General features: G+C 66.7%; 23 protein-coding genes. 18 read left to right on the top strand and 5 right to left on the bottom strand.

Annotation, left to right across the window (positions count from 1 at the left end):
* Positions 1–10 precede the first annotated feature (10 nt).
* Complete coding sequence (locus tag BIU82_RS07930) at positions 11–880, top strand: ABC transporter substrate-binding protein (protein ID WP_083292247.1); 870 nt, start codon at positions 11–13, stop codon at positions 878–880.
* Between the two features lie 93 nt (positions 881–973).
* Here the strand turns inward: BIU82_RS07930 and BIU82_RS07925 are convergent, their stop codons facing one another.
* Positions 974–1,978, bottom strand: a complete 1,005-nt coding sequence (locus BIU82_RS07925; protein ID WP_070348920.1) for a thioesterase domain-containing protein — start codon at positions 1,976–1,978, stop codon at positions 974–976.
* A gap of 176 nt (positions 1,979–2,154) precedes the next feature.
* Here BIU82_RS07925 and BIU82_RS07920 point away from each other — a divergent pair, with 176 nt between their 5' ends.
* Complete coding sequence (locus tag BIU82_RS07920) at positions 2,155–3,219, top strand: metallophosphoesterase family protein (protein WP_070348919.1); 1,065 nt, start codon at positions 2,155–2,157, stop codon at positions 3,217–3,219.
* Between the two features lie 84 nt (positions 3,220–3,303).
* Here BIU82_RS07920 and pyrE read toward each other — a convergent pair whose 3' ends face one another.
* Positions 3,304–3,876 (bottom strand): orotate phosphoribosyltransferase, encoded by a 573-nt coding sequence (gene pyrE / locus BIU82_RS07915; protein WP_070348918.1) that lies wholly within the window; start codon positions 3,874–3,876, stop codon positions 3,304–3,306.
* A 63-nt stretch (positions 3,877–3,939) separates the two neighbouring features.
* Between pyrE and BIU82_RS07910 the strand changes: the two genes are divergently transcribed.
* Together BIU82_RS07910 and nadE are read left to right on the top strand one after the other, a co-directional pair.
* Positions 3,940–4,752 carry a CPBP family intramembrane glutamic endopeptidase gene (locus tag BIU82_RS07910; protein WP_070348917.1) on the top strand — a complete coding sequence of 271 codons (813 nt, stop codon included), beginning with the start codon at positions 3,940–3,942 and terminating at the stop codon, positions 4,750–4,752.
* A gap of 67 nt (positions 4,753–4,819) precedes the next feature.
* Positions 4,820–5,641: an ammonia-dependent NAD(+) synthetase gene (gene nadE / locus BIU82_RS07905; RefSeq protein WP_070348916.1), complete on the top strand. Its 822-nt coding sequence runs from the start codon at positions 4,820–4,822 to the stop codon at positions 5,639–5,641.
* Between the two features lie 34 nt (positions 5,642–5,675).
* Here the strand turns inward: nadE and BIU82_RS07900 are convergent, their stop codons facing one another.
* Complete coding sequence (locus BIU82_RS07900; RefSeq protein ID WP_070348915.1) at positions 5,676–6,392, bottom strand: GntR family transcriptional regulator; 717 nt, start codon at positions 6,390–6,392, stop codon at positions 5,676–5,678.
* Between the two features lie 260 nt (positions 6,393–6,652).
* Between BIU82_RS07900 and eat the strand changes: the two genes are divergently transcribed.
* From eat to BIU82_RS07855, 9 genes are all read left to right on the top strand, one after another.
* Positions 6,653–8,083, top strand: coding sequence for an ethanolamine permease (gene eat / locus BIU82_RS07895; protein ID WP_070348914.1), 1,431 nt, complete (start codon positions 6,653–6,655; stop codon positions 8,081–8,083).
* Between the two features lie 44 nt (positions 8,084–8,127).
* On the top strand, positions 8,128–9,498 hold the full coding sequence (locus BIU82_RS20135) for a glutamine synthetase family protein (protein ID WP_070348913.1): 1,371 nt from the start codon (positions 8,128–8,130) through the stop codon (positions 9,496–9,498).
* Positions 9,479–10,267 (top strand): gamma-glutamyl-gamma-aminobutyrate hydrolase family protein, encoded by a 789-nt coding sequence (locus tag BIU82_RS07885; RefSeq protein ID WP_070349156.1) that lies wholly within the window; start codon positions 9,479–9,481, stop codon positions 10,265–10,267. The genes BIU82_RS20135 and BIU82_RS07885 overlap by 20 nt, the downstream gene beginning before the upstream one ends.
* On the top strand, positions 10,264–11,634 hold the full coding sequence (locus tag BIU82_RS07880) for an aldehyde dehydrogenase family protein (protein WP_070348912.1): 1,371 nt from the start codon (positions 10,264–10,266) through the stop codon (positions 11,632–11,634). Before BIU82_RS07885 ends, BIU82_RS07880 begins: the two co-directional genes overlap by 4 nt.
* Positions 11,635–11,690: 56 nt before the next feature.
* Positions 11,691–12,461, top strand: a complete 771-nt coding sequence (locus BIU82_RS07875) for a 3-oxoacyl-ACP reductase (protein WP_363968099.1) — start codon at positions 11,691–11,693, stop codon at positions 12,459–12,461.
* Between the two features lie 206 nt (positions 12,462–12,667).
* The gene (locus BIU82_RS07870) at positions 12,668–14,851 is read left to right on the top strand and encodes a glycogen debranching N-terminal domain-containing protein (protein ID WP_070348910.1); all 2,184 of its coding nucleotides are present in this window, start codon (positions 12,668–12,670) and stop codon (positions 14,849–14,851) included.
* A gap of 51 nt (positions 14,852–14,902) precedes the next feature.
* Positions 14,903–15,940: a glycosyltransferase gene (locus BIU82_RS07865; RefSeq protein ID WP_070348909.1), complete on the top strand. Its 1,038-nt coding sequence runs from the start codon at positions 14,903–14,905 to the stop codon at positions 15,938–15,940.
* Positions 15,941–16,032: 92 nt separating this feature from the next.
* Positions 16,033–17,784 (top strand): AMP-binding protein, encoded by a 1,752-nt coding sequence (locus BIU82_RS07860; protein WP_070348908.1) that lies wholly within the window; start codon positions 16,033–16,035, stop codon positions 17,782–17,784.
* 3 nt (positions 17,785–17,787) lie between these two features.
* Complete coding sequence (locus tag BIU82_RS07855; RefSeq protein ID WP_070348907.1) at positions 17,788–18,294, top strand: MarR family transcriptional regulator; 507 nt, start codon at positions 17,788–17,790, stop codon at positions 18,292–18,294.
* 45 nt (positions 18,295–18,339) lie between these two features.
* Here BIU82_RS07855 and BIU82_RS07850 read toward each other — a convergent pair whose 3' ends face one another.
* On the bottom strand, positions 18,340–19,335 hold the full coding sequence (locus BIU82_RS07850) for a helix-turn-helix domain-containing protein (RefSeq protein WP_253182717.1): 996 nt from the start codon (positions 19,333–19,335) through the stop codon (positions 18,340–18,342).
* 130 nt (positions 19,336–19,465) lie between these two features.
* Between BIU82_RS07850 and BIU82_RS07845 the strand changes: the two genes are divergently transcribed.
* From BIU82_RS07845 to BIU82_RS07825, 5 genes are all read left to right on the top strand, one after another.
* Entirely contained in the window at positions 19,466–20,095 is a 630-nt protein-coding gene (locus BIU82_RS07845; protein ID WP_070348906.1) for an isochorismatase family protein, read from the top strand.
* Between the two features lie 56 nt (positions 20,096–20,151).
* A complete protein-coding gene (locus tag BIU82_RS07840; RefSeq protein WP_070348905.1) occupies positions 20,152–20,805 on the top strand; it encodes a TenA family protein in 654 nt (217 codons plus the stop codon).
* Between the two features lie 91 nt (positions 20,806–20,896).
* The gene (locus tag BIU82_RS07835) at positions 20,897–21,355 is read left to right on the top strand and encodes a carboxymuconolactone decarboxylase family protein (protein WP_070348904.1); all 459 of its coding nucleotides are present in this window, start codon (positions 20,897–20,899) and stop codon (positions 21,353–21,355) included.
* Positions 21,356–21,372: 17 nt separating this feature from the next.
* Positions 21,373–22,275: a sigma-70 family RNA polymerase sigma factor gene (locus BIU82_RS07830; RefSeq protein ID WP_083292261.1), complete on the top strand. Its 903-nt coding sequence runs from the start codon at positions 21,373–21,375 to the stop codon at positions 22,273–22,275.
* A 96-nt stretch (positions 22,276–22,371) separates the two neighbouring features.
* A complete protein-coding gene (locus tag BIU82_RS07825) occupies positions 22,372–23,124 on the top strand; it encodes a hypothetical protein (protein ID WP_070348903.1) in 753 nt (250 codons plus the stop codon).
* Positions 23,125–23,193: 69 nt separating this feature from the next.
* Here the strand turns inward: BIU82_RS07825 and BIU82_RS07820 are convergent, their stop codons facing one another.
* A complete protein-coding gene (locus BIU82_RS07820; RefSeq protein WP_070348902.1) occupies positions 23,194–23,766 on the bottom strand; it encodes a dihydrofolate reductase family protein in 573 nt (190 codons plus the stop codon).
* Positions 23,767–23,820: the final 54 nt, after the last annotated feature.

Here is a 23,820-nt window from a genome sequence, read left to right as displayed (position 1 = left end):
AGGAGTACCCATGATGAACCTCAAGAACACCGCCCGCCTGGCCTCCGTGGCCGCCGTCGCCGCACTGGCCCTCACCGGCTGCGTCAGCGGAAACGCCGGCACCTCCTCCGGAGCCTCCACCGAAGGCCTGCCCGCCGACATCAAGTCCTCCGGCAAGCTCCGCGTGGGCCTGTCCGCCAACTTCCCGCCCATGGAGTTCAAGGACAAGGACGAAAAGTACGTTGGCGCGGACGTGGACCTGCAGAAGAAACTGGGCGAGGTCCTGGGCGTGCAGATCGAAATCGTCGAAGCCCCCTTCGACCAGCTGATCAACTCGGTCCAGACCGGTCGTGTGGACATGGTCATGTCCGGCATGACGGACACCGTGGAGCGCCAGAAGTCCGGCGACTTCGTGGACTACTTCCGCTCGCAGGGCCGCCTGTACACCACCGGCGCCCGCGCCGGCGAGTTCACCAAGCAGGACGACGCCTGCGGCAAGAAGGTGGCAGTGAGCGGCAAGACCGAATTCTTCAACACCATCAAGACCCTCAACACCACGCTCTGCACGGACAAGGGCAAGCCCGCCATCGAGATCCTGGCAGCCGACTCCGGCCCGGCTGCCCGCCTGCAGCTGGACCAGGGCCGCGCCGACCTGGCCGCCCAGGGCGCCGAGAACCTGGCCTACTTCGCCAAGACCGAGCCCGGCAAGTACGCCACCGTGCTGGATCCGCTGCCCTCCAAGCCCAACGGCATCCTGGTGAAGAAGGGCAACACCCAGCTTCTTAACGCCATCAAGGACGGCATGCAGAAGCTGTACGACAACGGCGAGTACAAGAAGGTCCTGGACCAGTGGGGCATCGCCTACGGCGCCATGAAGCCGGAGATCAACGGGGTCAAGTAGCGCTTGACCCACGCGGAGGGTCCGGCGCCATACGGCACCGGACCCTCCGCGCATTGGCGGGCGGCCGCCGTCGTGCAGTCCTGTAACGGTGATTCAGAACGCCGTCACCCGGCCCGCCGCACCGGGCAGCGGGACCAGCTCGTTCTGCAGTTCCTCGACAATGGGCCGGTACACGAACGGGTTCCATTGCGGGCTGGCATGCGGCGGCAGGGCGCCGTCGGTACGGCGATCCGTGGACAGCATGTTCTTCCGGAAGGTCCGCGCCCAGCCGGCCCGCGCGGTCTCGTAGTTCACGGTGCCGTCCCTCGGATTGCCGATGAACGCCATCTTCGTTTCGCCGAGCCGGTCCGCGAAACGCGTGGCGTCGTAGTGGTAGATGTACGCCGACTCACTTTGGATGAGCACGCTGGACGGCGCGATCGGCGTGAGCTGCTCCAGGGTCTGGTCCCAGATCTGCCGCCAGCTGCGTTCGTTCTTATGCACTACCCGCTCGCCCAGTTCGTACCCGCCGCGCAGCACCGACGGCACCCGGAAACCGCTCTCGTACAGGAACACCACGCCGTCGAACCAGCTCTGGTCCAGGACGTCGTACTTGCTGTACGGGGAGGAGTCCAGCAGGATCAGCTCCACCTTGATGCCGTGCCACTCCCGCAGCCGCGTGGCCACCTCAGTGGCGAGCATCCCGCCGAAGCTGTGGCCGTAGAAGTAGAGCTTGCTGAGCTTCTGTTCGCGGACATAACGCACGACGGCGTCCGTCACCTCATCGACTTCCAAACCGAGGTTTGAGTACCCGACGGCGGCGAGGCGGCCGCGCTGCCGCAGCGCACCGCGCAGCGAGTTGAGGATCCATTGCGCCTCCTCCCAGCTGGTCTTGTAGCCGGGGAACAGGATCCAGGAGGCGTCCGGGACGTACGCTTCGGCGACGTCGTCGTCAACGGTGAGGATTTTGGTGATGCGGCGTTCCGCCTGGATCCGGCGGGTGATGAACATGTCCGTTGCGAGCAGGCCCGAGGCACCCGCGCCGATGAGGAAGCTGCGCCGGGAAATGTCCTTGAGCTGGGCGGCCTGGCGGAGGATCTGCGCTGCCTGCTGGTCCACTCAGCCAGCTTAGGCACAAGCCGCGGGGTCATGCAGGGGCGGTGGCGGGAGCATTGCCTGGCGTTACGGATGCTCCTTGAAGGTGTTCAATTCTGCGACATCCGCGCGTCCCCTCATGGTTGCCTCGTCGCCCTAGATTTGCGGACACCGCATCTGACGAATTGATGGAGACAATCATGCCCACGCGCACCCATTCCCGGATCCTCGGGGCCGCCGCAGCCCTCGCCCTTCTTGCTTCCACCGCTGTTCCGGCCCAGGCGGCCGGTCCCGCCGAGGTGCCGGCAGAGCCGCAGCCGGGGTCCTTCTCCTTTGCCGTGATCGGCGACGTTCCCTACGGTTCGGCGCAGTTCGACCGCTTCCCGGCCATGGTCACCGAACTGAACGGCCAGGACGAGCTGGACTTCGTTGCCCATCTCGGCGACATCAAGGCCGGATCGGCGCAATGCACGGACGAATACTTCGCCGCCATCAAGACGCAGTTCGACCGCTTCGAAGCGCCGCTCGTCTATACCCCGGGCGACAACGAATGGGTGGACTGCCACCGGGTCAACAACGGCAGCTACGATCCCCTCGAACGGCTGGACGCCCTCCGCAAGCTGTTCTTCGCCGAACCGGGCAAGACCCTCGGCGGGAACATGCCGGTGAAGTCCGCGGCCGAGCAGGGTCTTCCCGAAAACGTCACCTTCGCCGAGCAGCGGATCGCCTTCTCCGTGGTGAACGTGCAGGGGTCCAACAATTCGTTGCTGCCGTGGTCCGGACTGGGCCAGACGGAACCCAACCAGGCGCAGCTCGCGGAGGTGCAGTCACGTACGGCGGCTGACGTCGCCCAGTTGGAGCGCACCTTTGCCGACGCCGCCAGGACCAAGGCGAGGGCCGTCGTCGTGATGACCCAGGCGGACATGTTCGACCCCTACATGCTCGCAAACGGCGTCGAAGAGAACCCGGAGCTGGTGAGCGGCTTCCGTCCGATCGTCGAAGCCCTTGCCGAGGGAGCCCGTACCTTCGGCGGTCCGGTGTACCTGTTCAACGGCGACAGCCACGTCTTCAATGACGACGCTCCCCTCGCCGAAGGCTCCCCGTGGTTGGAGGTCTACAACGAGGGCGTGGTGGAGAACCTGCACCGTGTGACGGTGGAAGGTGCGGCTACCAGCAATGAGTGGCTGCGCGTTACCGTGGCACCCAACTCAGCCACAGGCAGCGATGTGCTGGGCTGGGAACGGGTCCCCTACAGCGGTTCCTGAACCCTGCCTCTTCTGAACCCTGCCTCAAAACGAAGCGTGCCCGGCCCCCTTCTGCGGGGGCCGGGCACGCTTGCTTCAAAACTGTTAGTCGAGGCCGAGCTCGTCCTTGCCGAAGGCGAACAGGTACGGCACGCCGGTTTCGGCTTCGATCTTTTCCTTGGCGCCGGTGTTGCGGTCCACGATCACCGCGACGGCAACCACCTTGCCACCGGCGTTGCGGACGCCTTCGACGGCGGCCAGTGCGGAGCCGCCGGTAGTGGAGGTGTCTTCCAGGACCACCACGTTGCGGCCTTCCACCGAGGGGCCTTCCACCTGGCGGCCCATGCCGTAGGACTTCTGCGCCTTGCGGACCACGAAGGCGTCAACGGCGCGGCCGGCGTCGGCGGCTGCGTGCATCACGGCGGTACCGACGGGATCGGCTCCCATGGTGAGGCCGCCGGCACACTCGACGTCCACGCCGGCGTCGTCGATCAGGGAAAGCATGACCTGGCCCACCAGCTTGGAGGCCTCGTGGTGGAGGGTGATACGGCGGAGGTCGACGTAGTAGTCGGCTTCCTTTCCGCTGGAGAGGATCACCTTGCCGCGGACCACCGCGAGCTCTTTGATCAGTTCAAGCAGGCGGGCGCGGGCAGAAGAGGTGTCAGCAGCAGAAGTCATGGCTCCAATTCTAAACGGGCGCCGCATGAAGCCGGCGCAGCCTGACATGCTTGGAAGGTGCCCATGACTCCCACGGAAACCACCCGGACCGCGCTCAGCTGGAAGCTGCTTCCGGCGTCGCTCCTGTCCGTCTCCGCGGTCCCGCTGTTCGCCGCCGGGAACGAAACCCTGGGCCTCGGCCTCCTCGCCGCTGGCGTGGTCAGCGCGGCGTTCATCGACCGGCAGCTGATGAAGCACCTGGCCCTGGTCGCCGCCGGACTGCTCATCATCAGCCTGGTGCCGTTGAACGCGGACCTGAGCCTGGGGCACATGGCGCTCATGGGCGGCGCGCTGGCGCTGGCGGTGCTGCTGCCGTGGCTCGTGTCGAGGTTTGTGTACCGGGAAAACATCATCCGGTTTCCCGTGAACACCGGCAGGCCCTGGCCGCTGGCCGCCAAGCTGTACCTGCTGGGCGTGGTGGCGCTGGGCTACTTCATCCTCCCGGCCTACCTGATCCGTACGGGCGTCTACCAGAACTGGCCGGACGCTTCCGATCCGACCATCTTCTGGCGGCTCTTCCTCGGCGTGAACAGTGTGGGCATCTGGGACGAGCTGTTCTTCATCTGCACCACCTTCACCCTGCTGCGCCGACACTTCCCGGACTGGCTGGCCAACCTCCTGCAGGCCGTCATTTTCTCGTCCTTCCTGTGGGAGATCGGCTACCAGGCGTGGGGTCCGCTGCTGACGTTCCCCTTCGCCCTGCTGCAGGGCTACACCTTCAAGCTGACCAAGTCGCTTAGCTATGTTGTGTCCGTGCACCTGCTCTTCGACCTGGTCCTGTTCCTGGCCCTGGTGCACGCACACAACCGGGACTGGCTGCCGGTATTCCTCTACTAGCCGCGGCGCCCCGCCGTTCCGCCGCCACAGTTGAGCCCTGCGGACACGGCTGGCTAGTCTTGGTGCCATGCGCAAACTCCAGGCGAAGATCATCGAGGAAATGGGCGTGCAGCCCCGGATCGACCCTGCCGGGGAGGTGCGCAAGCGCGTGACGTTCCTGAAGGAATACCTCCTGGCCACCGGCACCAAGGGATTCGTGCTGGGCATTTCCGGCGGCCTGGATTCGTCCCTGGCCGGCCGTCTTGCCCAGCTGGCCGTGGAGGAACTGGAAAGCGAGGGCGTGGAAGCCAACTTCGTGGCCGTCCGCCTTCCGTACGGCATCCAGCACGATGAAGAGGACGCCCAGGCCGCGCTGGACTTCATCCGCGCCAAGACCGAATGGACCTTCAACATCTCCGCGGCCGTGGACGGCCTGGAGGACGAATTCGAGAAGACTACCGGCGCTGCCATCTCCGACTTCCACAAGGGCAACACCAAGGCCCGGGTGCGCATGATGGCGCAGTACGCCCTGGCCGGCGAGCACAACTACCTGGTGATCGGCACGGACCACGGAGCGGAATCCGTCACCGGCTTCTTCACCAAATTCGGCGACGGCGGCGCGGACATCCTGCCGCTGTTCGGCCTGAACAAGCGCCAGAACCGGGCGCTGCTGGCTGAGCTGGGTGCCTCCGCCCGGATCTGGGAAAAGGTCCCGACGGCGGACCTGCTGGACGGCCAGCCCGGCCGGACCGACGAGGAAGAACTCGGCCTGACGTACGACCAGATCGACGATTACCTTGAGGGCCGCGAGGTTCCGGAGGGCGTGGCGACGCTGATCGAGGACAAGTACCTCCGCACCCGCCACAAGCGCACCGTTCCGGTGACCATCTTCGACAACTGGTGGAAGTAGGCACTCCCGCGCCGCGCCAGGCGGCGCAGGGAAGCTAAGCCAGGAAGCCGCGCAGCAGCGAGGCCGTGCCTTCTAGGTGTTCCACGGTCACGCGTTCTGCCGTCACCGCATCTCCGCGGAGAATCGCCTCCGCGATTTCCGCATGTTGTTCGTTGGCGTGTTCAAGGTTCGGCCCGAGCCGCGGGATCCGGTCCAGCAGCTCATTGAGCCGCGCCCGGGTTTCGGCGACGGCGCCCACCAGGCTCGCTGAACCGGAGAGCTCTGCGATCGCGATATGGAACCTGGCGTCCCGCGGCCGGTATGTCTCCGGCGTCGCGTTCATGAGTTCCGAAAGGCACTGCTGCAGGTGCTGGCGGGCAGCTGCCGTCAGCGCCGCCTTGGCTGACAGCACGGCAGCGGCCGGCTCGATGATTCCGCGGAACAGCAGCACATCCTCCACCTCGGCAGGGTCCAGGGGCTGGCTCTTCAACGGCCGGTGGAACGCCGAGTTGGACACATAGGTACCGCCGTAACGTCCACGCTGCACCTCCAGGTATCCCGCATCCTGCAACTCCGCCAAGGCGTCGCGCAGTGTTGCCCGTGACACGCCGAGCTTCTCGGCCAACTCGCGTTCGGGCGGAAGCTTTTCCGCCGGAGCAAAAATTCCCAGCTTGATGGTCTGCAGGACGTGCTCAATGGTCTCTTCGAAGGCGTTGCCGCCGCGGACGGGACGCAGCACGGGATATGAAGGGCCGAACGGAGAATCCTGCACGGCGGAACCTCCCCTTCACTAAGGCCGGGAACCGGGCCTGCTGATGTTGCACCCATATTATCCACGCCTCACCCAATGGTCACGGGCAGAACCATTACGTCGCGCCAATCCGCTGGAAACACACACTTTTTCGCCGAAACGCTTGACCGTGGCGCAGATCACGTCCAAACTGTGATGCAGTCCTTGGACTGAAAACAGTCCTTTAGAACGTGCAACACCTCAGAACTTTCCCACTGCATTCCTCCCCCTTAGGAAGACACATGGAAACAACAGAAACAGCACGCACCGACGACGCGTACCTGCAGCACCGCAGGCTCAACCGCGGCGCCGCCGGCTGGGTCCTCCTGGCCGGCCTGGGCGTTGCCTACGTCATTTCCGGCGACTTCGCCGGCTGGAACCTCGGCCTGGCCCAAGGCGGCTGGGGCGGTTTGCTGATCGCCTTCATCCTGATGGGTGTCATGTACACCTGCATGGTCTTCGGCCTGGCCGAACTCTCATCCACCCTTCCCACCGCGGGCGCCGGCTACGCCTTTGCGCGCCGCGCCCTCGGCCCGCTGGGCGGCTTCGCCACCGGCGTCGCAGTCCTGATCGAATACGCGGTGGCTCCGGCCGCGATCGCCACCTTCATCGGCGGATACATCGAAGCCCTCGGCCTGTTCGGCCTCACCAACTCCTGGCCCGTGTACCTGGGCACATACATCGTCTTCGTCGGCATCCACCTCCGCGGCGTGGGCGAGGCGCTCAAGCTCATGTTCGCCATTACGGCAGTGGCCACTGCCGCCCTGTTCGCGGCCGCCGTCGGGCTCGCTCCCAAGTTCGACGCCGCCCGCCTGTTCGACATCGTCCCGGACGGCTCCGCCGGGTCCAGTGCGTTCCTCCCGATGGGTGTGGGCGGCGTCCTGGCCGCCCTGGTGTACGGCATCTGGTTCTTCCTTGCCGTGGAGGGCGTCCCGCTGGCCGCCGAAGAAACGGCGAACCCCAAGAAGGACATGCCGCGCGGCATCATCGTGTCCGTCCTCATCCTGGTGGCCTTCGGGGCACTGATGCTGGTCCTGGTTCCCGGTGCCGCCGGGTCCCAGGCCATGAGCACCTCGGACAACCCGCTGCCGGAAGCCCTCCGGATCGCCTACGGCGGCAACACTTTCCTGGCCGACTTCATCAACTACGCCGGACTCGCCGGCCTGGTAGCCAGCTTCTTCTCGATCATCTACGCCTACTCCCGCCAGCTGTTCGCACTGTCACGCGCCGGCTACCTGCCGCGCTGGATGTCCCTCACCGGGAAGCGCCGCACCCCGTACTGGGCCCTGATCGTACCCGGAACCATCGGCTTCCTGCTCGCGGCCATCACCCAGGACGGGGCGTTGCTCATCAATATCGCGGTCTTCGGCGCAACCGTCTCCTACGTTCTGCTCAACCTCTCGCACATTGTCCTGCGCCGGAAGGAACCGCTCCTGGAGCGCGGCTACCGCACGCCGGGCGGCGTCGTCACCACCTCGATCGCCCTGGTGCTGTCCGCCGTGGCAGTGGTAGCAACGTTCGTCGTCGATGTCTTCGCGGCCTCCATCACCGCGGTGATCTTCGCGGCGTTCCTCCTCTACTACTGGTTCTACAGCCGGCACCGGATCGTCGCGGGAGCGCCGGAAGAAGAATTCGCCCAGTTGGCACGCGCCGAAGCAGAGCTCAAAGCCTGAGCATCCACAAACCTGATCCATTCGAAAACACTCTCGGAGAGATGATGACTGTTCACACCAGAAGCCAGCAGCTGACGCTGGAAACGCTCAGGGAACTCGTTGAGACGGGCGAGATCGACACCGTTGTCGTCGCCATCACCGACGCGCTCGGCCGCCTCCAGGGCAAGCGCTGCGGCGCCCGGTCCTTCCTCGAGGACGTCCTGGACCACGGCGCGGAGGGCTGCAACTACCTGCTGGCCGTCGACGTCGAAATGAACACGGTGAACGGCTACGCCATGTCCTCCTGGGAGACCGGCTACGGGGACATGGTGATGAAGCCGGACCTGGCCACGCTCCGCCGGGTTCCGTGGCTCGAAGGAACGGCGATGGTGCAGTGCGACGTCCTCTGGACGGATGGTACACCGGTGGTGGCATCACCCCGGCAAGTGCTGAAGGCCCAGCTGGAGCGGCTCGAAAAGCTTGGCTACCGCGCCCACATCGGCACGGAACTCGAGTTCATCATGTTCGACGATTCGTACTCACAGGCCTGGGACAAGGGCTACACCGGCCTCACCCCGGCAACGCAGTACAACGTGGACTACTCCCTGCTGGCCACCTCCCGACTGGAACCGGTGATCCGCTCCATCCGCAACAACATGGAGGCCGCCGGGCTGGTGGTGGAATCCTCGAAGGGCGAATGCAACCTGGGACAGCAGGAAATCACCTTCCGCTACGACGAAGCCCTGGCCGCCTGCGACAAGCACAGCTTCTACAAGAACGGCGCCAAGGAAATCGCGGACCAGCACGGCAAGAGCATCACGTTCATGTCCAAGTTCAATGAGCGTGAAGGCAACTCCTGCCACATCCACATCAGCCTTACGGACCTGGACGGCAACCCGGTGCTGGCCGGCGACGGCGAGCACGGCTTCAGCCCGGTCATGGGCCGCTTCATCGCGGGCCAGCTGGCCGGGCTCCGCGAACTGAGCTACTTCCTGGCTCCGAACATCAACTCCTACAAGCGTTATGTGGAAGGCAGCTTCGCGCCAACGGCGATTGCCTGGGGCCTGGACAACCGCAGCTGCGCGCTCCGCGTGGTGGGCCACGGCCCGGCCCTCCGCACCGAAAACCGCGTGGGCGGCGGCGACGTCAACCCCTACCTGGCAGCGGCGGCACTGGTGGCCTCCGTTATCCATGGCCTGGAAAACGACCTTTCCCTGCCCGCCATCACCAAGGGCAACGCCTACGATTCCGACTCCGACCGCCTGCCCACCACGCTGCGTGAAGCCCGCGCCCTGCTGGCCGAAAGCAGCCTGGCCCGCAAAGCCTTCGGCGACGAAGTGGTGGACCACTACGTCCACGCCGCCAGGGTGGAAATCTCCGCTTTTGAAAGCGCCATCACCGATTGGGAGCGTGTCCGTGGTTTCGAACGTCTCTAGCGCCTACCGGCCGAAGATCGCGCTCACCAGTTACTACCAGGAAGCGTCCTGGGGAGTCTGGAACGCGCCGGCCGCCATCCTTCCGGGCACCTACGTGGAAGCGGTGGTCGCCGCGGGCGGCACCCCGCTGCTCCTGCCTCCGCTGGGCACCGATGAATCAGTGCTGGACCTGGTGGACGGCCTGATCGTGGTGGGAGGGCCCGACGTCGACCCTTCCCTTTACGGGGCAGAGCCGCATCCGCTCACCGCACCGCAGCCGCTGCGGGACGCGCACGACGCCGCCCTGACCCGCGCGGCCCTGGAACGCGGCCTGCCGCTCTTCTCGATCTGCCGCGGTGCCCAGCTGCTCAGCGTTGCCCTGGGCGGTTCGCTGGTGCAGCACATCCCGGACATCAACCCGGACGCCAACTACCAGCCGGCACCGGGAGTGTTCGGCGAAGCCGCGTTCAGCACCGAAGCGGGCAGCCTGATCGAAGGACTGCTGGGTTCCTCCGGGACAGCTCCTTGCTACCACCACCAGGCGGTGGACGCCGTTCCCGCGGAACTCCGGGTCACCGCCCGCTCCGAAGACGGAACCATCCAGGCGCTCGAAAGCAAGGACGAGCGCTGGGTTCTGGGCGTGCAGTTCCATCCGGAGCAGAACCCGCAGGACCTGCGCCTCTTCCACGGCTTCGTTGAAGCCGCAGCGGCCTACCGCCGCGACCGTCCCCTGACCGTTACCCAGACCCTGACCATCACCGACACCACGAAAGCGATGTCCACCCCATGACCGCCACAGTCTTTGACGTCCTGAACCCGGCCACCGAAGAGGTGATCGACTCGGTGCAGCTCGCCGGCCTGCCGGAGGTGGACGCCGCCATTGCCCGAGCGGCAGCAGCCTTTGAAAGCTGGCGGAACGTCGCGCCGGCCGACCGCGCCCTCCTGCTCCGCCGCTTCGCCGCCGCAGTGGACGCGGACCTGGAAAACCTGGCGCAGCTGGAAGTCCGCAACGCCGGGCACACCATCGGCAACGCCCGCTGGGAAGCCGGGAACGTGCGGGACGTGCTGCAGTACTACTCGGCCGCCCCGGAACGGAACTTCGGCAAGCAGATCCCGGTGGCCGGCGGCGTGGACATCACCTTCCAGGAGCCGCTGGGCGTGGTGGGCGTGATCGTGCCATGGAACTTCCCCATGCCGATCGCCGGCTGGGGATTCGCCCCGGCCCTGGCCGCCGGAAACACCGTGGTGCTCAAGCCTGCAGAGGTCACTCCCCTGACTGCCATGCGCCTGGCCGAGCTCGCACTGGAGGCCGGCATCCCGGAAGGCGTCTTCCAGGTCATCCCGGGCAAGGGTTCCGTGGTGGGCCAACGCTTCGTCACCCACCCGGCGGTGCGCAAAGTGGTCTTCACCGGTTCCACAGGCGTGGGCAAGCAGATCATGGCCGGTTGCTCCGAGCAGGTGAAGCGGGTGACCCTGGAACTGGGCGGCAAGAGCTCCAACATCATCTTCGAGGACGCGGACCTGGAACTGGCCGCGGCGGCCACCCCGGGCGGTGCTTTCGACAACGCCGGTCAGGACTGCTGCTCCCGTTCCCGCGTGCTGGTGCAGCGCAGCGTGTACGAACGCTTCATGGAGCTGCTCGAACCCGCGGTGACCGGCCTCGCGGTAGGCGACCCTTCGGACGAAGCCACCGCCATGGGTCCGTTGATTTCGGCCCAACAGCGCGAAACGGTTGCGTCCTTTGTGCCCGACGGCGCCCCGGTCGCCTTCCAAGGCAAGGTCCCCGAAGGCCCGGGCTTCTGGTTCCCACCCACCGTCCTGACTCCCGGCCTGGACTCCCCCGCCTTCCGCGAGGAAATCTTCGGACCGGTGCTCGCCGTCGTTCCTTTCGAGGACGAGGCAGAGGCCATCCAGATTGCCAACAACACCGAGTACGGACTCTCCGGCTCCATCTGGACGTCCAAGGTGGACCGGGCACTGCGGGTGGCCCGCGGCGTTGAATCGGGAAACCTGTCCGTCAACTCGCATTCCTCGGTGCGGTACTCCACGCCGTTCGGCGGCTTCAAGCAGTCGGGCCTGGGACGCGAGCTCGGACCGGACGCGCTGGCCGCCTTCACCGAAACCAAGAACGTCTTCATCTCCACCACCCCGGCCTGAGCCGGATACCCCCAAGCAAACACACAAGAACAAAGGAGCCCATCATGAACGCAGTCATCTCCAACCGCCTCGAAGGCCGCAGCGCAGTCATCACCGGCGGCGCCAGCGGCATCGGCCTGGCCAGTGCCCGCCGCCTCGCTTCCGAGGGTGCCCACGTGGTCATCGCGGACATCGACCCCACCACCGGCGAGGCCGCGGCAGCGGAGGTCGGCGGCCTGTTCGTGAAGGTGGACGTCACCAGCGAAGAAGACGTCCGCAACCTCTTCGCCACCGTCAAAGAAACGTACGGCAGCGTCGACATCGCCTTCAACAACGCCGGCATCTCCCCGGCCAGCGACGCCTCGATCCTGGACACCGGCATCGACGCCTGGCGCCGGGTGCAGGACGTCAACCTCACCTCCGTGTACTACTGCTGCAAGTACGCCATCCCGTACATGCAGGAACAGGGCAAGGGTTCCATCATCAACACGGCCTCCTTCGTGGCGGTCATGGGCGCGGCCACCTCGCAGATCTCCTACAGCGCTTCCAAGGGCGGCGTGCTGTCCATGAGCCGGGAACTCGGCGTCGAGTTCGCCCGGCAGGGCATCCGAGTCAACGCCCTCTGCCCGGGACCGGCCAACACCCCGCTGCTGAAGGAACTCTTCGCCAAGGATCCGGAGAAGGCCGCCCGCCGCCTGGTGCACGTGCCGATGGGCCGCTTCGCCGAGCCCGAGGAACTGGCGGCCGCCGTCGCGTTCCTGGCCAGCGATGATTCCTCCTTCATCACGGCCTCCACTTTCCTGGTGGACGGCGGCATCTCGGCGGCGTACGTGACCCCTCTGTCGTAGCAATACCTGCGTGCTCCGGCCGCCGTCCCCGCACCGGGACGGCGGCCGGTTCCGTTTCCCTCCTGGCGCCGCCCTCCTGGCGCCGCCCTTCTAGCGCCGCCCTCCTGGCGCCGCCCCCGGACGCAGGCGTAGGGTCATGCTTGGCTGACAAAACGAAAGCCGCCGGCGGATCCCGTGGCCGGTGGACCCGCCGTGAAGGAGCCGCCATGGCTGGATGGAACGCCGACACCGCTGCCGGCCCCCTGGGTGCCTCCGTGACCCTCGTGGACGGCGCCAACTTCTGCATCTCGGGCCTGGCCGGAGACATGTACTCCGACCGCCCGCACGGAGTCTTCCACGACGACACCCGCATCATTTCCCGATGGCGCCTCACCATCAACGACGTCACGCTGGAACCGCTCGCCGCCCGGAACCTCGAACCGTACCGGGGCCTGTTCATCGGCAGGCCGGGCCGCCTGGCCGGCCGCGGTGACAGCCCGCTGATCGTCGAGCGCACGCGGGAGGCCGGCGTCGGGCTCGAAGAACGCATCACCATCCGGAACCATTCACGCGAACCCGCCGTCTGCAGCCTGGAACTGACCATGGACGCGGATTTCGCGGACCTCTTCGAGGTGAAGGACGCCCGGATCACCCGCTTTTGGGAGCAGAAACGCCGGGTGGACGGCGACTCCCTCTACATCGAGGGCTCGTGGCGCGGTGCGCGAAAGGGCGTGATGGTCCACGCCCCGGATGCCGCCGTCAGCCACGAGGGCCTCGGCTACACGCTGGTGGTTCCGGCGCACGGCAGCTGGACCGTGATCGTCACCGTTTCGCCCTTGGTCGCCACGACAGCGCCCGACGGCGGCAGCCCGGCCGGCGCGCTCCTGCCCCTGCCGTTCGGGCGGGTGAGTTCGGCGGAGTCCCCGGCGGAGCTGCGGCGCCGGGAGTGGATCCGGAAGATCCCGGCACCGGACATCGGCAACCCGTCCGTGGCACGGACCCTGCAGCGCAGCCACGAGGACATCGGCGCCCTGCAGATCGAGGACCCGCAGCGGCCGGACCGGACCGTGGTGGCGGCGGGCGCTCCGTGGTTCATGGCGCTTTTCGGCCGGGACGCCCTGCTGACCTCCTACATGTCCCTTCCCCTGGACCCCACCTTGGTGCTGGACACCATGTGGAACCTCGCCGAACGGCAAGGAACCAAGGTGGACCCGCTCACGGAGGAACAGCCGGGCCGCATCCTGCACGAGGTCCGCCCCGGCATCGGGACCAATCTGGCGCTGGGCGGAAAGTCCGCGTACTACGGTTCGGCCGATGCCACTCCGCTGTTCGTGGGACTCATGGGCGAGGCCAGCCGCTGGGGACTGGACCCGGAACAAATGGCCGCTCTGCTGCCGTACGCGGACCGCGCCCTCGACTGGATCCGGGATTACGGGGACCGCGACGGCGACGGATTCGTGGAGTACCAGCGGCTCAACGACCAAGGCCTGGTGAACCAGGGCTGGAAGGATTCCTGGGATGGCATCAATTTCGCGGACGGCCGCCTGGCGGAACCGCCCATAGCCCTCTGTGAGGTCCAGAGCTACGTGTACAGCGCCTACACAGCTCGGGCCTGGCTGGCCTATGACGCCAAGGACTTCGCACTGGCACGCGAATACCGCGAGCGCGGCGCGGAGCTGAAGCGGAAGTTCAACGAGCAGTTCTGGTTGCCGGACCGCGGCTACTACGCGATCGCCCTGGACCGGGACAAGCGGCCCGTGGACGCCTGCGCCTCCAACATGGGGCAGTGCCTCATCAGCGGCATCCTGGATACGGACAAGGCCGCGTTGATGGTGAAGAAACTGATGTCCCCGGAGATGTTCAGCGGCTGGGGCATCCGCACCCTTGCCTCGGACATGGGCGCCTACAACCCGGCCAGCTACCACAACGGCTCGGTATGGCCGCATGACAACGCGCTGATTGCCACCGGCCTGATGCGCTACGGCTTCGTCAAGGAGGCCCAGCGGGTGGCGATGGCGATGTTCGAAGCCGCGGAATACACCGACCACCGGCTGCCCGAATTGTTCTGCGGCTTTGACCGGGCCGAGTACCCCGAGCCCGTGCCGTACCCGACCTCCTGTTCGCCCCAGGCCTGGGCCGCCGCCGCCCCGGTGCAACTACTGCGGGTATTGCTGCGGCATGATCCCCATGTGTCGTTGAACGGGCTGTGGCTGGACCCGGTGCTGCCCCCGGAGCTCGGCGATGTGCGGATCCGGAACTGCCCTATCGGCGAGGGGCGCATGACGATTACTGTGAAGGACAACGTGGCAACGGTGGATGGTCTCCCGCCGGGCATCACCCTGCATCACGGAACCAGGCCGGTGCTGGCCGAACTGGTCGAGCTCGCGGAGAAATTGAACCCCGCCCCATAGCTTTGGAGGCCCGGTGCGTACGGGAGGCCAAGTGAACACCGGAGGACCGCCATGCGGATCGGCCTGATCGCGCCGCCCTGGGTGCCTGTTCCGCCGCCCGCCTATGGCGGGACGGAAGCCGTGGTGCATGCCCTCGCCACCGGCCTGACGGCGGCAGGACACAAAGTGCTGCTCGCGGCGTCCTCGGACAGCGGCTGCCCCGTGGAGCGGCCCGGCGGTTTCGCCCCGGCGCGGCGCTCCGGCATGGGGCAAAGCTCCGCGGAGCTCCCGCACGTCATCCGCGCGTATGAGGCGCTGGCCGGCGTCGACATCATCCATGACCACACGCTCGCGGGCCCCCTGTACCGGCACCGCCCGCCCGGTATCCCGGTGGTCTGCACCATGCACACGGTCATGAGTCCGGAGTTGCGGAGCGTGTACCGGATGATTGCGCGGGACGCGGCCCTCGTAGCGATTTCGCGGCGGCAGGCCGAGTCCGCCCCGGACGTTCCGGTGGCCCGGGTGATCCACCATGGCGTGGACACGGCTGCCATTCCCTTTGGCGACGGCGGAGGCGGCTACGCCTTGTTCCTTGGCCGCATGGATCCGACGAAGGGCGTGGTGGAGGCTGTACTGGCGGCCCGCTCCGCCGGGATTCCGCTGCGGATCGCGGCCAAGATGAGCGACAGGACCGAGCTGGAGTACTTCCGCACCGTGGTGGCACCGATGCTGGGCGACAACGAAGAGTTCCTGGGCGAACCGGACGCCGCCGGCAAGCTCGCCCTGCTCCGCGGAGCCCTGGCCCTGCTCAATCCCCTGCAGTGGGACGAACCGTTCGGGATGGTGATGATCGAATCGCTCGCGGCCGGGACTCCCGTGGTGGCGGCACCGCGGGGCGCCGCCCCTGAAATCGTCGACGACGGCGTCACGGGCTTCCTGCGGAACGGCACCCAAGAGCTGGCGCTGGCTTTGCGCGCGGCGGCCGGGCTGGACCGGCGCCGCTGCCGGGCCGCCGTCGAGCAGCGCTTCAGTGCCGCGCTCATGGCTGCGCGGTACGCGGAACTGTACGGCGAAATACTGGGCGGGGAGCTGCCGGGCCAGCCTTCCTAACCCTTGGATGTCCTAGTATATTTTGCAAGTGATGCAGGGCTCCGGGTCGGACCGTTCTGTCTCCGGCCGCCCTGCGAAGCGAAAGGCACGCCATGACTGTCACCGACGACTTCCGCGCGGCCCGCGACCGGCTCCTGGAGCTGCGCACGGACTACGCCCGGGCCCACCGTGAATTCCAGTGGCCGCGCTTCGAACACTTCAACTTCGCGCTCGACTGGTTCGATGCCATCGCCGCAGACCCTGCCAAGGGCGGGAGGCCGGCCTTGGTGATCGTGGAGCAGGACGGCAGCGCCACGCGCCGCAGCTTTGCGGACCTTTCCGCAGCGTCCTCCCGGCTGGCCAACTGGCTCCGCGCCCAGGGCGTGCAGCGCGGCGACCGGATGATCATCATGCTCGGAAACCAGGTGGAGCTCTGGGAACTCATGCTGGCCGGCATCAAGCTGGGCCTGGTGATGATTCCCACCACCACGCTGATGGGTCCGCGGGACATCGCGGACCGGGTGGAACGCGGAGGGGCGCGCTGGGCCGCCGTCGGGAGCGCGAACATCGCCAAGTTCGCCGAGGTGCCGGGCGAGTACATGCTGATCGAAGTGGGCAGCCCGACTGACGGGACGGCCGGCCACACGGCCGGCGCGCTGCGGTACGCGGACTACGCGTCCGCTCTGGCGGAGTTTGTCCCGGACCAGCCCACCCGTGCGGACGAAACCATGCTGCTGTATTTCACGTCCGGCACCACCTCGCGCGCCAAGCTCGTGGAGCACAGCCACACGTCCTACCCGGTGGGCCACCTGTCCACAATGTACTGGATCGGCGTGGAACCCGGGGACGTGCACCTGAACGTCGCCTCCCCCGGCTGGGCCAAGCACGCGTGGTCCAATGTGTTCACGCCGTGGATCGCCGAGGCCTGCGTGTTCGTCTACAACTACGAGCGCTTCGACGCCAAGGCCCTCATGGAGCAGATGGACCGCGAGGGCGTCACCAGCTTCTGTGCCCCGCCCACGGTATGGCGCATGCTCATCCAGGCGGACCTCACGCTGCTGAAGAAGCCGCCCACCAAGGTGGTGTCCGCGGGCGAACCGCTCAATGCCGAGGTGATCGGCCAGGTGGAACGGGCCTGGGGCCAGACCATCCGGGACGGCTTCGGCCAGACCGAGAGCACCGTCCAAGTGGCCAACACTCCGGGGCAGCCGGTCAAGACCGGCTCCATGGGCCGGCCGCTGCCGGGATACGACGTGGTGCTGGTGGACCCCGCCACCGGGGAAGAAGCCGACGACGGCGAGCTCTGCCTGCGCCTGGACCCCCGCCCCGTAGGGCTGATGACCGCGTACTACGGCGACCCGGAGAAGACCGCCGAAGCGTTCCGCGATGGCTACTACCACACGGGCGACATGGCCAGCCGGGACGAAAACGGCGTGATCACCTACGTGGGCCGCGGGGACGACGTCTTCAAGTCCTCCGATTACCGGCTCTCCCCTTTCGAGCTGGAGAGCGTGCTGATCGAACATCCCGCGGTGGCGGAGGCCGCCGTCGTACCGTCACCGGATCCGGTGAAGCTTTCGGTGCCCAAGGCGTTCGTTGTCCTGGCCCCCGGCCACACTCCGGGCCCGGCGCTGGCGGAGGACATCCTGCGCTACTGCCGCGAACATCTGGCCCCGTTCAAGCGGATCCGCCGCCTCGAATTCGCGGAGCTGCCCAAGACCATCTCCGGCAAGATCCGCCGCGTGGAACTGCGCCAGAGCGAGGAAGCACGGCACGGGTCTGACGGGAAAGGAAGCCCCGGACCGCTGCCGGCGGGCCTCGGCGTCGAATACTCCGAGTCCGAGTTCCCGGGCCTGAAGGACTGAAACATGGGAAGCCCGCTGCCCCGCGACCCGATCGCCGACGCGCGCCGCAATTGGGAGCGCCACGGCTGGGGGGACGTTGCCGCGCCCATGGCCGCCATCACCGCGATCATGCGCACGCAGCAGATCCTCACGGCCCGGATCGAAGCCGTCCTCAAGCCCCTGGGCCTGACCTTCGCGCGGTACGAGCTGCTGGCGCTGCTCGGCTTCGCCCGCAGCGGCGCGCTGCCCATGAACAAGGCGAGCGCGCTCCTGCAGGTCCATCCGACCTCGGTGACGAACGCCGTCGACCGTTTGGAAAAGGCGGGCCTGGTAGTCCGCTCGCCGCATCCGACGGACGGCCGAACCACCCTGATCGAGCTCACCTCGGAGGGCCGTACCCTGGCCAAGCGGGCGACGACGGCCCTCAACGCCGAGGTGTTCGCCCAGTCCGGCTTTGACGACGACGACGTTGAGCAGCTCATCCAGGTGCTGGGCCGTTTCCGCAAGGCGGCCGGGGATTTCGAGGACTGATCCCTCCCCTCGTTGCGGGGCCTGCTCTACGTCCTTTGGCCCGCCCTAAGCCCGTAGAGCGGTCCCCGCATTTCGCTGGCTGAAGAGGTGCCTGTACTCGGACGGTGTGGTGGCGTAAGCGGACACGAAGTTTTGCCGCATGGTGACCGGGCTGGTGAAACCGCATTTGGCCGCGATCTGCTCCACGGGAAGGTCCGTGATTTCCAGCAGGCGCCGCACTTCGTCCAGCCTGCGCGTGCGGAGCCAGGTAGCCGGTGTGGTGCCGGTTGCCGCGCGGAAGGCCCGGATGAAGCTGCGCCGGCTCATGTGGGCGGCCTGGGCGAGCTCATCGACGCCGAGCCTCTCGCCAAGGTGCTCCACCGCCCAGTCCAGCGCCTCCGCGATGGGGTTCGAGTCCTTCATCTGCCGTACGGGCCGTTCGATGTACTGGGCCTGCCCGCCGCTGCGGTGCGGTGCAACCACCAGGCTGCGGGCTACCCGGTTGGCAGCCTCCGCCCCCAGCCGCGAACGCACGATATGCAGGCACGCGTCCATCGCGGCGGCGGTTCCCGCGGAGGTCAGGATGTCTCCGTGGTCGATGTAGAGCACAGTGCGGTCCACGGGGATACCGGGGTGGCGTTCGCTGAACGCGTCCAGCGCGTGCCAATGGGTCACTGCGGGGCGGGTGCCGAGCAGGCCGCTGTCGGCCACCGGAAACGCCCCGAGGCAGAGGCCGACGATCATGGCGCCGTTCCCATGCGCCTGCCGGATCGCCTGGGCGAGCGACGCCGGCAGGGGCCGTCCGTCGTCGAACCAGGAAGGGATCACCACAATGTCCGCCCCGGGCACCACCTCGCTTCCGGCGAGGCCGTCGATTCCGTAGCCCTCCAAGGTGCGGACCGATCGGCCGCTGTCCGTAAATCCTTCGCTGTCCGTAAACAGGACCGTCTCCCAGTCCGCGAGGCCTTGACGGGCGACCTCCCCGAACACCATCTGGGGAACGGACAGATGGAACATGGTGATGCCGTCGAAGGCATGCACAGCGATCTTCACCGCTTTCACGAAGTGCTCCTCCGGCTTGGCCTGATTTCATCGTAGTTGTGCACTTGTGCCAATTGTGGCACAAGTGCGGGCCCGGAAGGCTGGACGTGGGCGCGAAGGCCGCGCCCGCCCAAGAACCCAGGAGGTGGACATGAGCGCTCCGCGCCGTGCCCTGATCGTCATCGATGCCCAGCAGGAATACTTCACCGGGCTCCTGCCCATCCAGTACCCGCCGCGGGAAGACTCGATCCAGCGCATTACGGCCGCCGTCGAAGCCGCGGAGCAAGCCGGCATCCCCGTGGTCATGGTCCAGCACTCCGCCGCCGGGGACGCCCCGGCCTTCAACCCGGGCAAAAACGAATGGCAGCTCCACCCCTCCCTTGAGGAGCGCCGCAATGACGGATGGAAGACGGTAATCAAGCAGTACAGCTCCGTCTTCACGGACACCGGTTTGGCGGAATGGCTCCGGGAAAACGGCGTGGACACCATCACCCTGGCCGGCTACATGACCAACAACTGCGTCATCGCATCCGCCAGCGACGCCGAAATCCATGGCTTCGCCACCGAAGTCCTCTCGGATGCCACCGGCGCCATCAACATCTCCAACAGCGCGGGAAGCGTGGACGCGAAAACCGTGCACACCACCCTGATGGCCCTGCTCAACTCGAACTTCGCTGCCGTGGCCGATAGCGGCCATTGGATCCAGGCCGTCCAGGCAGGAGTGCCGCTGGAGAAGAGCAACCTGGTGGAATCGGCGGCGGGAGGAGCTGCGCAGGCCTAGGCCGGTGAACTGGGCGAACTGTTAGGCTCCCAGCTGACGATCCAGGAGGGAACACCATGGGCTTTGCCGAAGAACTGAGAAACAGCTGTGCCGCGGACTGGGACGCCGCCGTCGGGCATGCATTCGTTGACCGGCTGCTGGACGGCAGCCTCGAGGACTCAGTACTGCGGCACTATCTGGTGCAGGATTACCAGTTCTGCGATGCCTTTGTTGCTTTGCTGGGGCAGGCAGTGGCGTCCGCGCCGTCACTGCCGTCCAGGCTGGTGTTCGCCAAAGTCCTTGGCGCCTTCGCTTCGGATGAAAACAGCTACTTCCAGGACTGCTTCGAGGAGCTGGCCGTTGCGGAGACGGAGCGCAACAGCCCGGAGCTGACGGCGGCTACACGGAACTTCGATGCCCTGATGCGCCGGGCGTTGGACACCCGCTCCTACCCGGACGTCCTCGCCGTGCTGCTGGTGGCCGAGTGGCTGTACGGCGACTGGGCGGCCAAGGCCGGGGAGCCTGGTTCCTGGCCTGCAGCGGCGAAGCATGCCGAATGGATCCGGCTGCACAACAACCCGGAGTACAACAGCTGGGTGGCGTGGCTGCGCGAGGAGTTCGACGCCGTCGAGCCCGCCGACCCGGCGATCCGCGCACGCGTGGCGGCCACCTTCAAAGAGGCCGTCCGCCTGGAGCTCGCGTTCTTCGATTCGGCCGTTGCGGCGGGCTGACGGGCCGAACTGTCACACTTTCCGCACGCCGTCCGACATCCCTGGTGTAAGGCACTTCCCGATGAGGTGCCACTACGGAAAGGGACCCGGAATGACACGCATCAACCTTGGCCGCAGCAACAAGCTCGGCTACGCCGCCGTGATCGGTTTGGAAGGTTACGCTCGCAAGTCGGTGGATCCGGAACTGTACGAACTCATCAAGCTGCGGGCCTCGATCCTCAACGGCTGCGGCTTCTGCGTGGACATGCATGCCACGGACGGCGCGAAGCGCGGCATCCCGGCCCGCAAATTGCATGCCGTGGCCGCGTGGCAGCATTCGAAGGTCTTTTTCGACGCGCGGGAGCAGGCAGTACTGGCGCTCACTGACGCCGTCACGCGGCTCGGACCGGACACCGTCACCGACGAGATCTGGAACGCGGCGGCCACCCATTTCGACGACGGGCAGATGGGTGCCCTGATCCTGGCCATCTCCACGATCAACGTGTGGAACAGGATCGCGATCAGCACGCAGATGGAACCGCCGCTGGATGAGAAGAACCCGCTGGTGTGAACGGTAGCGTGGGCAGCATGACCCTTCCGATGACGGCGGCTTCGGCGTGGCAGAGCGAGCGGAACCGGCTCCTGGGCATCGCGTACCGGATGCTGGGCGATTTCGGCCATGCCGAGGACGTCGTCTCGGAAGTGGCGATCGACGCCGTACGGCAGGAGCGGCGGCCCGACGGCGGCCGCGTGGACTCCTGGCCGGCCTGGCTGACCACGGTGTGCGTGCGGCGTTCGGTGGACCGGGTGCGCCAGCTCGCCACGGTGCGTGAAGACTACACAGGGCCGTGGCTGCCGGAGCCGGTGGACACCGCACGGTTGCCCGAGGACGCCGTGGCGAACCGCGAGCTGTTGTCCCTGACATTGCTGCACCTCGCCGAGCAGCTGGCACCGGAAGCCCGGGCGGCCTTGGTGCTGCACCGGGCCTTCGGGATGTCCGCCCCGGAAATCGCGGAAATCCTGGAAAAGACACCGGCCGCTGTGCGCCAGCTAATTTCGCGCGCCGAACGCCGGCTGGAGATCGATCCGGAGGCACCCGCGCCCAGGGCCAAGGACCGGGCGGCGCTGGAAGAGCTGGTGGCGGCCATTGAACACGGGGACATCGACACCGTGGTGGCCATGCTGGACCGGGACGCGGTCCTCTGGGCCGACGGCGGAGGCAGGGTCAGGAGCGCTAGGAACCCCCTGTTCGGGGCGGCCCGGATTGCGCGCTTCTTCGCCGGCATCCTCGGCAAGGCGGCCGCCGTCGACCCCTTGCAGCCGGTGCGCGCCCGCCTTGTGGACGTCAACGGCGGGCCGGCCGTGCTGCTCCGGCATAACGGCCGCACGGACGTGTTGTTCGTCGACGGCGGCCCGGACGGCAGCATCCGGGAACTGCGGCAGCTGTCGAACCCGGACAAGCTGACGCGGCTGTCGCTGGACTTCGGTTAGGCGGCCAGCACGGATGGATAGCAGTGCCCATCGCGGGAAAAATTAACAGTGTGTCAGGATGGCCGTACATCATTCATCCACTCTCTGGGGGAATTCGTGAACACCGCAAAGACCACTACGCTTTCTGCCCTCGCCCTGGCCGGCCTCCTTGCCCTGACCGCCTGTGGCGGAGCAGCCAGCCCGACGGCGGAGAAGACCAGCGCTTCCAGCCCGGCTTCCAGCTCGTCCGCGGCGTCGCCCGACGCGAGCACGTCCGCTTCCGCCTCCGAGGGAAGCGCGAGCGAGGCCGCGGCGGCAGGTTCCGGTAAGTACAAGGCCGCGCCCTGGGCCAAGCCGATCAATGACAAGGGCACCAAGCTCGGAACCATCAAGTCCGAGAGCATCAGCATCGATGTCTACCAGGTGGCCACGGACGTCGCCAGCAAGGACAGCAACTTCCTGGACAAGGAAACCAAGAAAAACCTCCTGCCCAAGGGCGCGCCGATCGTCTACATGAACTACGTGGTCACCAACACCTCCTCGGAAGACCTCGCGTTCACCATCGGCCTGGTGTCCCTCGACACCAAGTACGCCGACTGGAAGTACCTTGGCGGCATGCCGTCGGATTCCAGCTCCAAGCAGTACGAAAAGCACGGCCTGGATGACTCCGCGCAGAAGCTCGACAAGGACCGCGATGACAAGGCCCCGTACATCCTGGCGGCCGGCGAGTCCTACAACGTTGCCGAGAACTTCGCCTACACCGCCGGCAAGGAGCTGCTCATCAAGGCCCGGATCAGCCCGCGGGACGCTGCCGGCGAACGCATTGACAGCAAGCGCGAAGAGGCCGAAGGCAGCGTCACGCTGAAGTAATTCCGCTCGTTTCAACGCAAAGGGTGGCCCTCCGGAGACGGAGGGCCACCCTTGTGTTATTCAGCTGTTTTAGTCGTTCAGCGCGTACCGGAGCTCCACCAGGCCTTGGTCGTAGGGCGCGGCGCCGAGGAAGCGCATGGCCCGCGTGTCCATGTCCGGCGGGAAGACGCCCCGGCCGGCACCCTGGGCAACCGGCATGACGACGAGCCGCACCACATCCACTTCACCGGCGTTGAAGAAGGCTTCGCTGAGGCTCAGGCTGCCCCAGAGGACAACGTCGCCTTGGCTGTCGGACTTGATCCGGCGGATGGCTTCGACGGCGTCTCCCGATTCGATCGTCGCCGGTTCGTAGTCGCCCCACGGCGCTTCGGTGAGGGTCTTCGAAAAGACGTGCCGGCGGAGTCCGTTCAGCGCCGGCGCGATCGCATCCTCGGCGGAGGCCGGCGTCGGCCAGTACTCAAGGAACATCCTGTAGGTGTTCGCGCCGAGCACCATCGCCTCCACCGACGCGAGCCACTCCAGCTGGCTCTGCTCCAGCTCGGCGGTACCGCCGTCGAGCAATTCATAGGCTTTGAATTCGTTGTTCTTGTCCGCGGCGAATCCGTCCGCGGTAACAAACTGCTGGACTATCAGTTGCCCCATGGTTTCTCCTCCCGTGCGCAGCATCGGGTACAGGCACGTGGACTCTACGCCCGG

This window comes from Arthrobacter sp. SW1 (genome assembly GCF_001766675.1).
Lineage (GTDB): Bacteria > Actinomycetota > Actinomycetes > Actinomycetales > Micrococcaceae > Arthrobacter.
Note: the sequence above shows the minus strand (reverse complement) of the source record. Positions and strands in the feature narration are given on the sequence as shown.

What these genes read in the sequence shown, in the direction of transcription:
- BIU82_RS07930 (WP_083292247.1), top strand. Translation starts at nt 11, where the DNA reads ATGATGAACCTCAAGAACACCGCCCGCCTGGCCTCCGTGGCCGCCGTC.
- BIU82_RS07920 (WP_070348919.1), top strand. Translation starts at nt 2,155, where the DNA reads ATGCCCACGCGCACCCATTCCCGGATCCTCGGGGCCGCCGCAGCCCTC.
- pyrE (WP_070348918.1), bottom strand. Translation starts at nt 3,876, where the DNA reads ATGACTTCTGCTGCTGACACCTCTTCTGCCCGCGCCCGCCTGCTTGAA.
- BIU82_RS07910 (WP_070348917.1), top strand. Translation starts at nt 3,940, where the DNA reads ATGACTCCCACGGAAACCACCCGGACCGCGCTCAGCTGGAAGCTGCTT.
- nadE (WP_070348916.1), top strand. Translation starts at nt 4,820, where the DNA reads ATGCGCAAACTCCAGGCGAAGATCATCGAGGAAATGGGCGTGCAGCCC.
- eat (WP_070348914.1), top strand. Translation starts at nt 6,653, where the DNA reads ATGGAAACAACAGAAACAGCACGCACCGACGACGCGTACCTGCAGCAC.
- BIU82_RS20135 (WP_070348913.1), top strand. Translation starts at nt 8,128, where the DNA reads ATGACTGTTCACACCAGAAGCCAGCAGCTGACGCTGGAAACGCTCAGG.
- BIU82_RS07880 (WP_070348912.1), top strand. Translation starts at nt 10,264, where the DNA reads ATGACCGCCACAGTCTTTGACGTCCTGAACCCGGCCACCGAAGAGGTG.
- BIU82_RS07870 (WP_070348910.1), top strand. Translation starts at nt 12,668, where the DNA reads ATGGCTGGATGGAACGCCGACACCGCTGCCGGCCCCCTGGGTGCCTCC.
- BIU82_RS07865 (WP_070348909.1), top strand. Translation starts at nt 14,903, where the DNA reads ATGCGGATCGGCCTGATCGCGCCGCCCTGGGTGCCTGTTCCGCCGCCC.
- BIU82_RS07860 (WP_070348908.1), top strand. Translation starts at nt 16,033, where the DNA reads ATGACTGTCACCGACGACTTCCGCGCGGCCCGCGACCGGCTCCTGGAG.
- BIU82_RS07855 (WP_070348907.1), top strand. Translation starts at nt 17,788, where the DNA reads ATGGGAAGCCCGCTGCCCCGCGACCCGATCGCCGACGCGCGCCGCAAT.
- BIU82_RS07845 (WP_070348906.1), top strand. Translation starts at nt 19,466, where the DNA reads ATGAGCGCTCCGCGCCGTGCCCTGATCGTCATCGATGCCCAGCAGGAA.
- BIU82_RS07840 (WP_070348905.1), top strand. Translation starts at nt 20,152, where the DNA reads ATGGGCTTTGCCGAAGAACTGAGAAACAGCTGTGCCGCGGACTGGGAC.
- BIU82_RS07835 (WP_070348904.1), top strand. Translation starts at nt 20,897, where the DNA reads ATGACACGCATCAACCTTGGCCGCAGCAACAAGCTCGGCTACGCCGCC.
- BIU82_RS07830 (WP_083292261.1), top strand. Translation starts at nt 21,373, where the DNA reads ATGACCCTTCCGATGACGGCGGCTTCGGCGTGGCAGAGCGAGCGGAAC.
- BIU82_RS07820 (WP_070348902.1), bottom strand. Translation starts at nt 23,766, where the DNA reads ATGGGGCAACTGATAGTCCAGCAGTTTGTTACCGCGGACGGATTCGCC.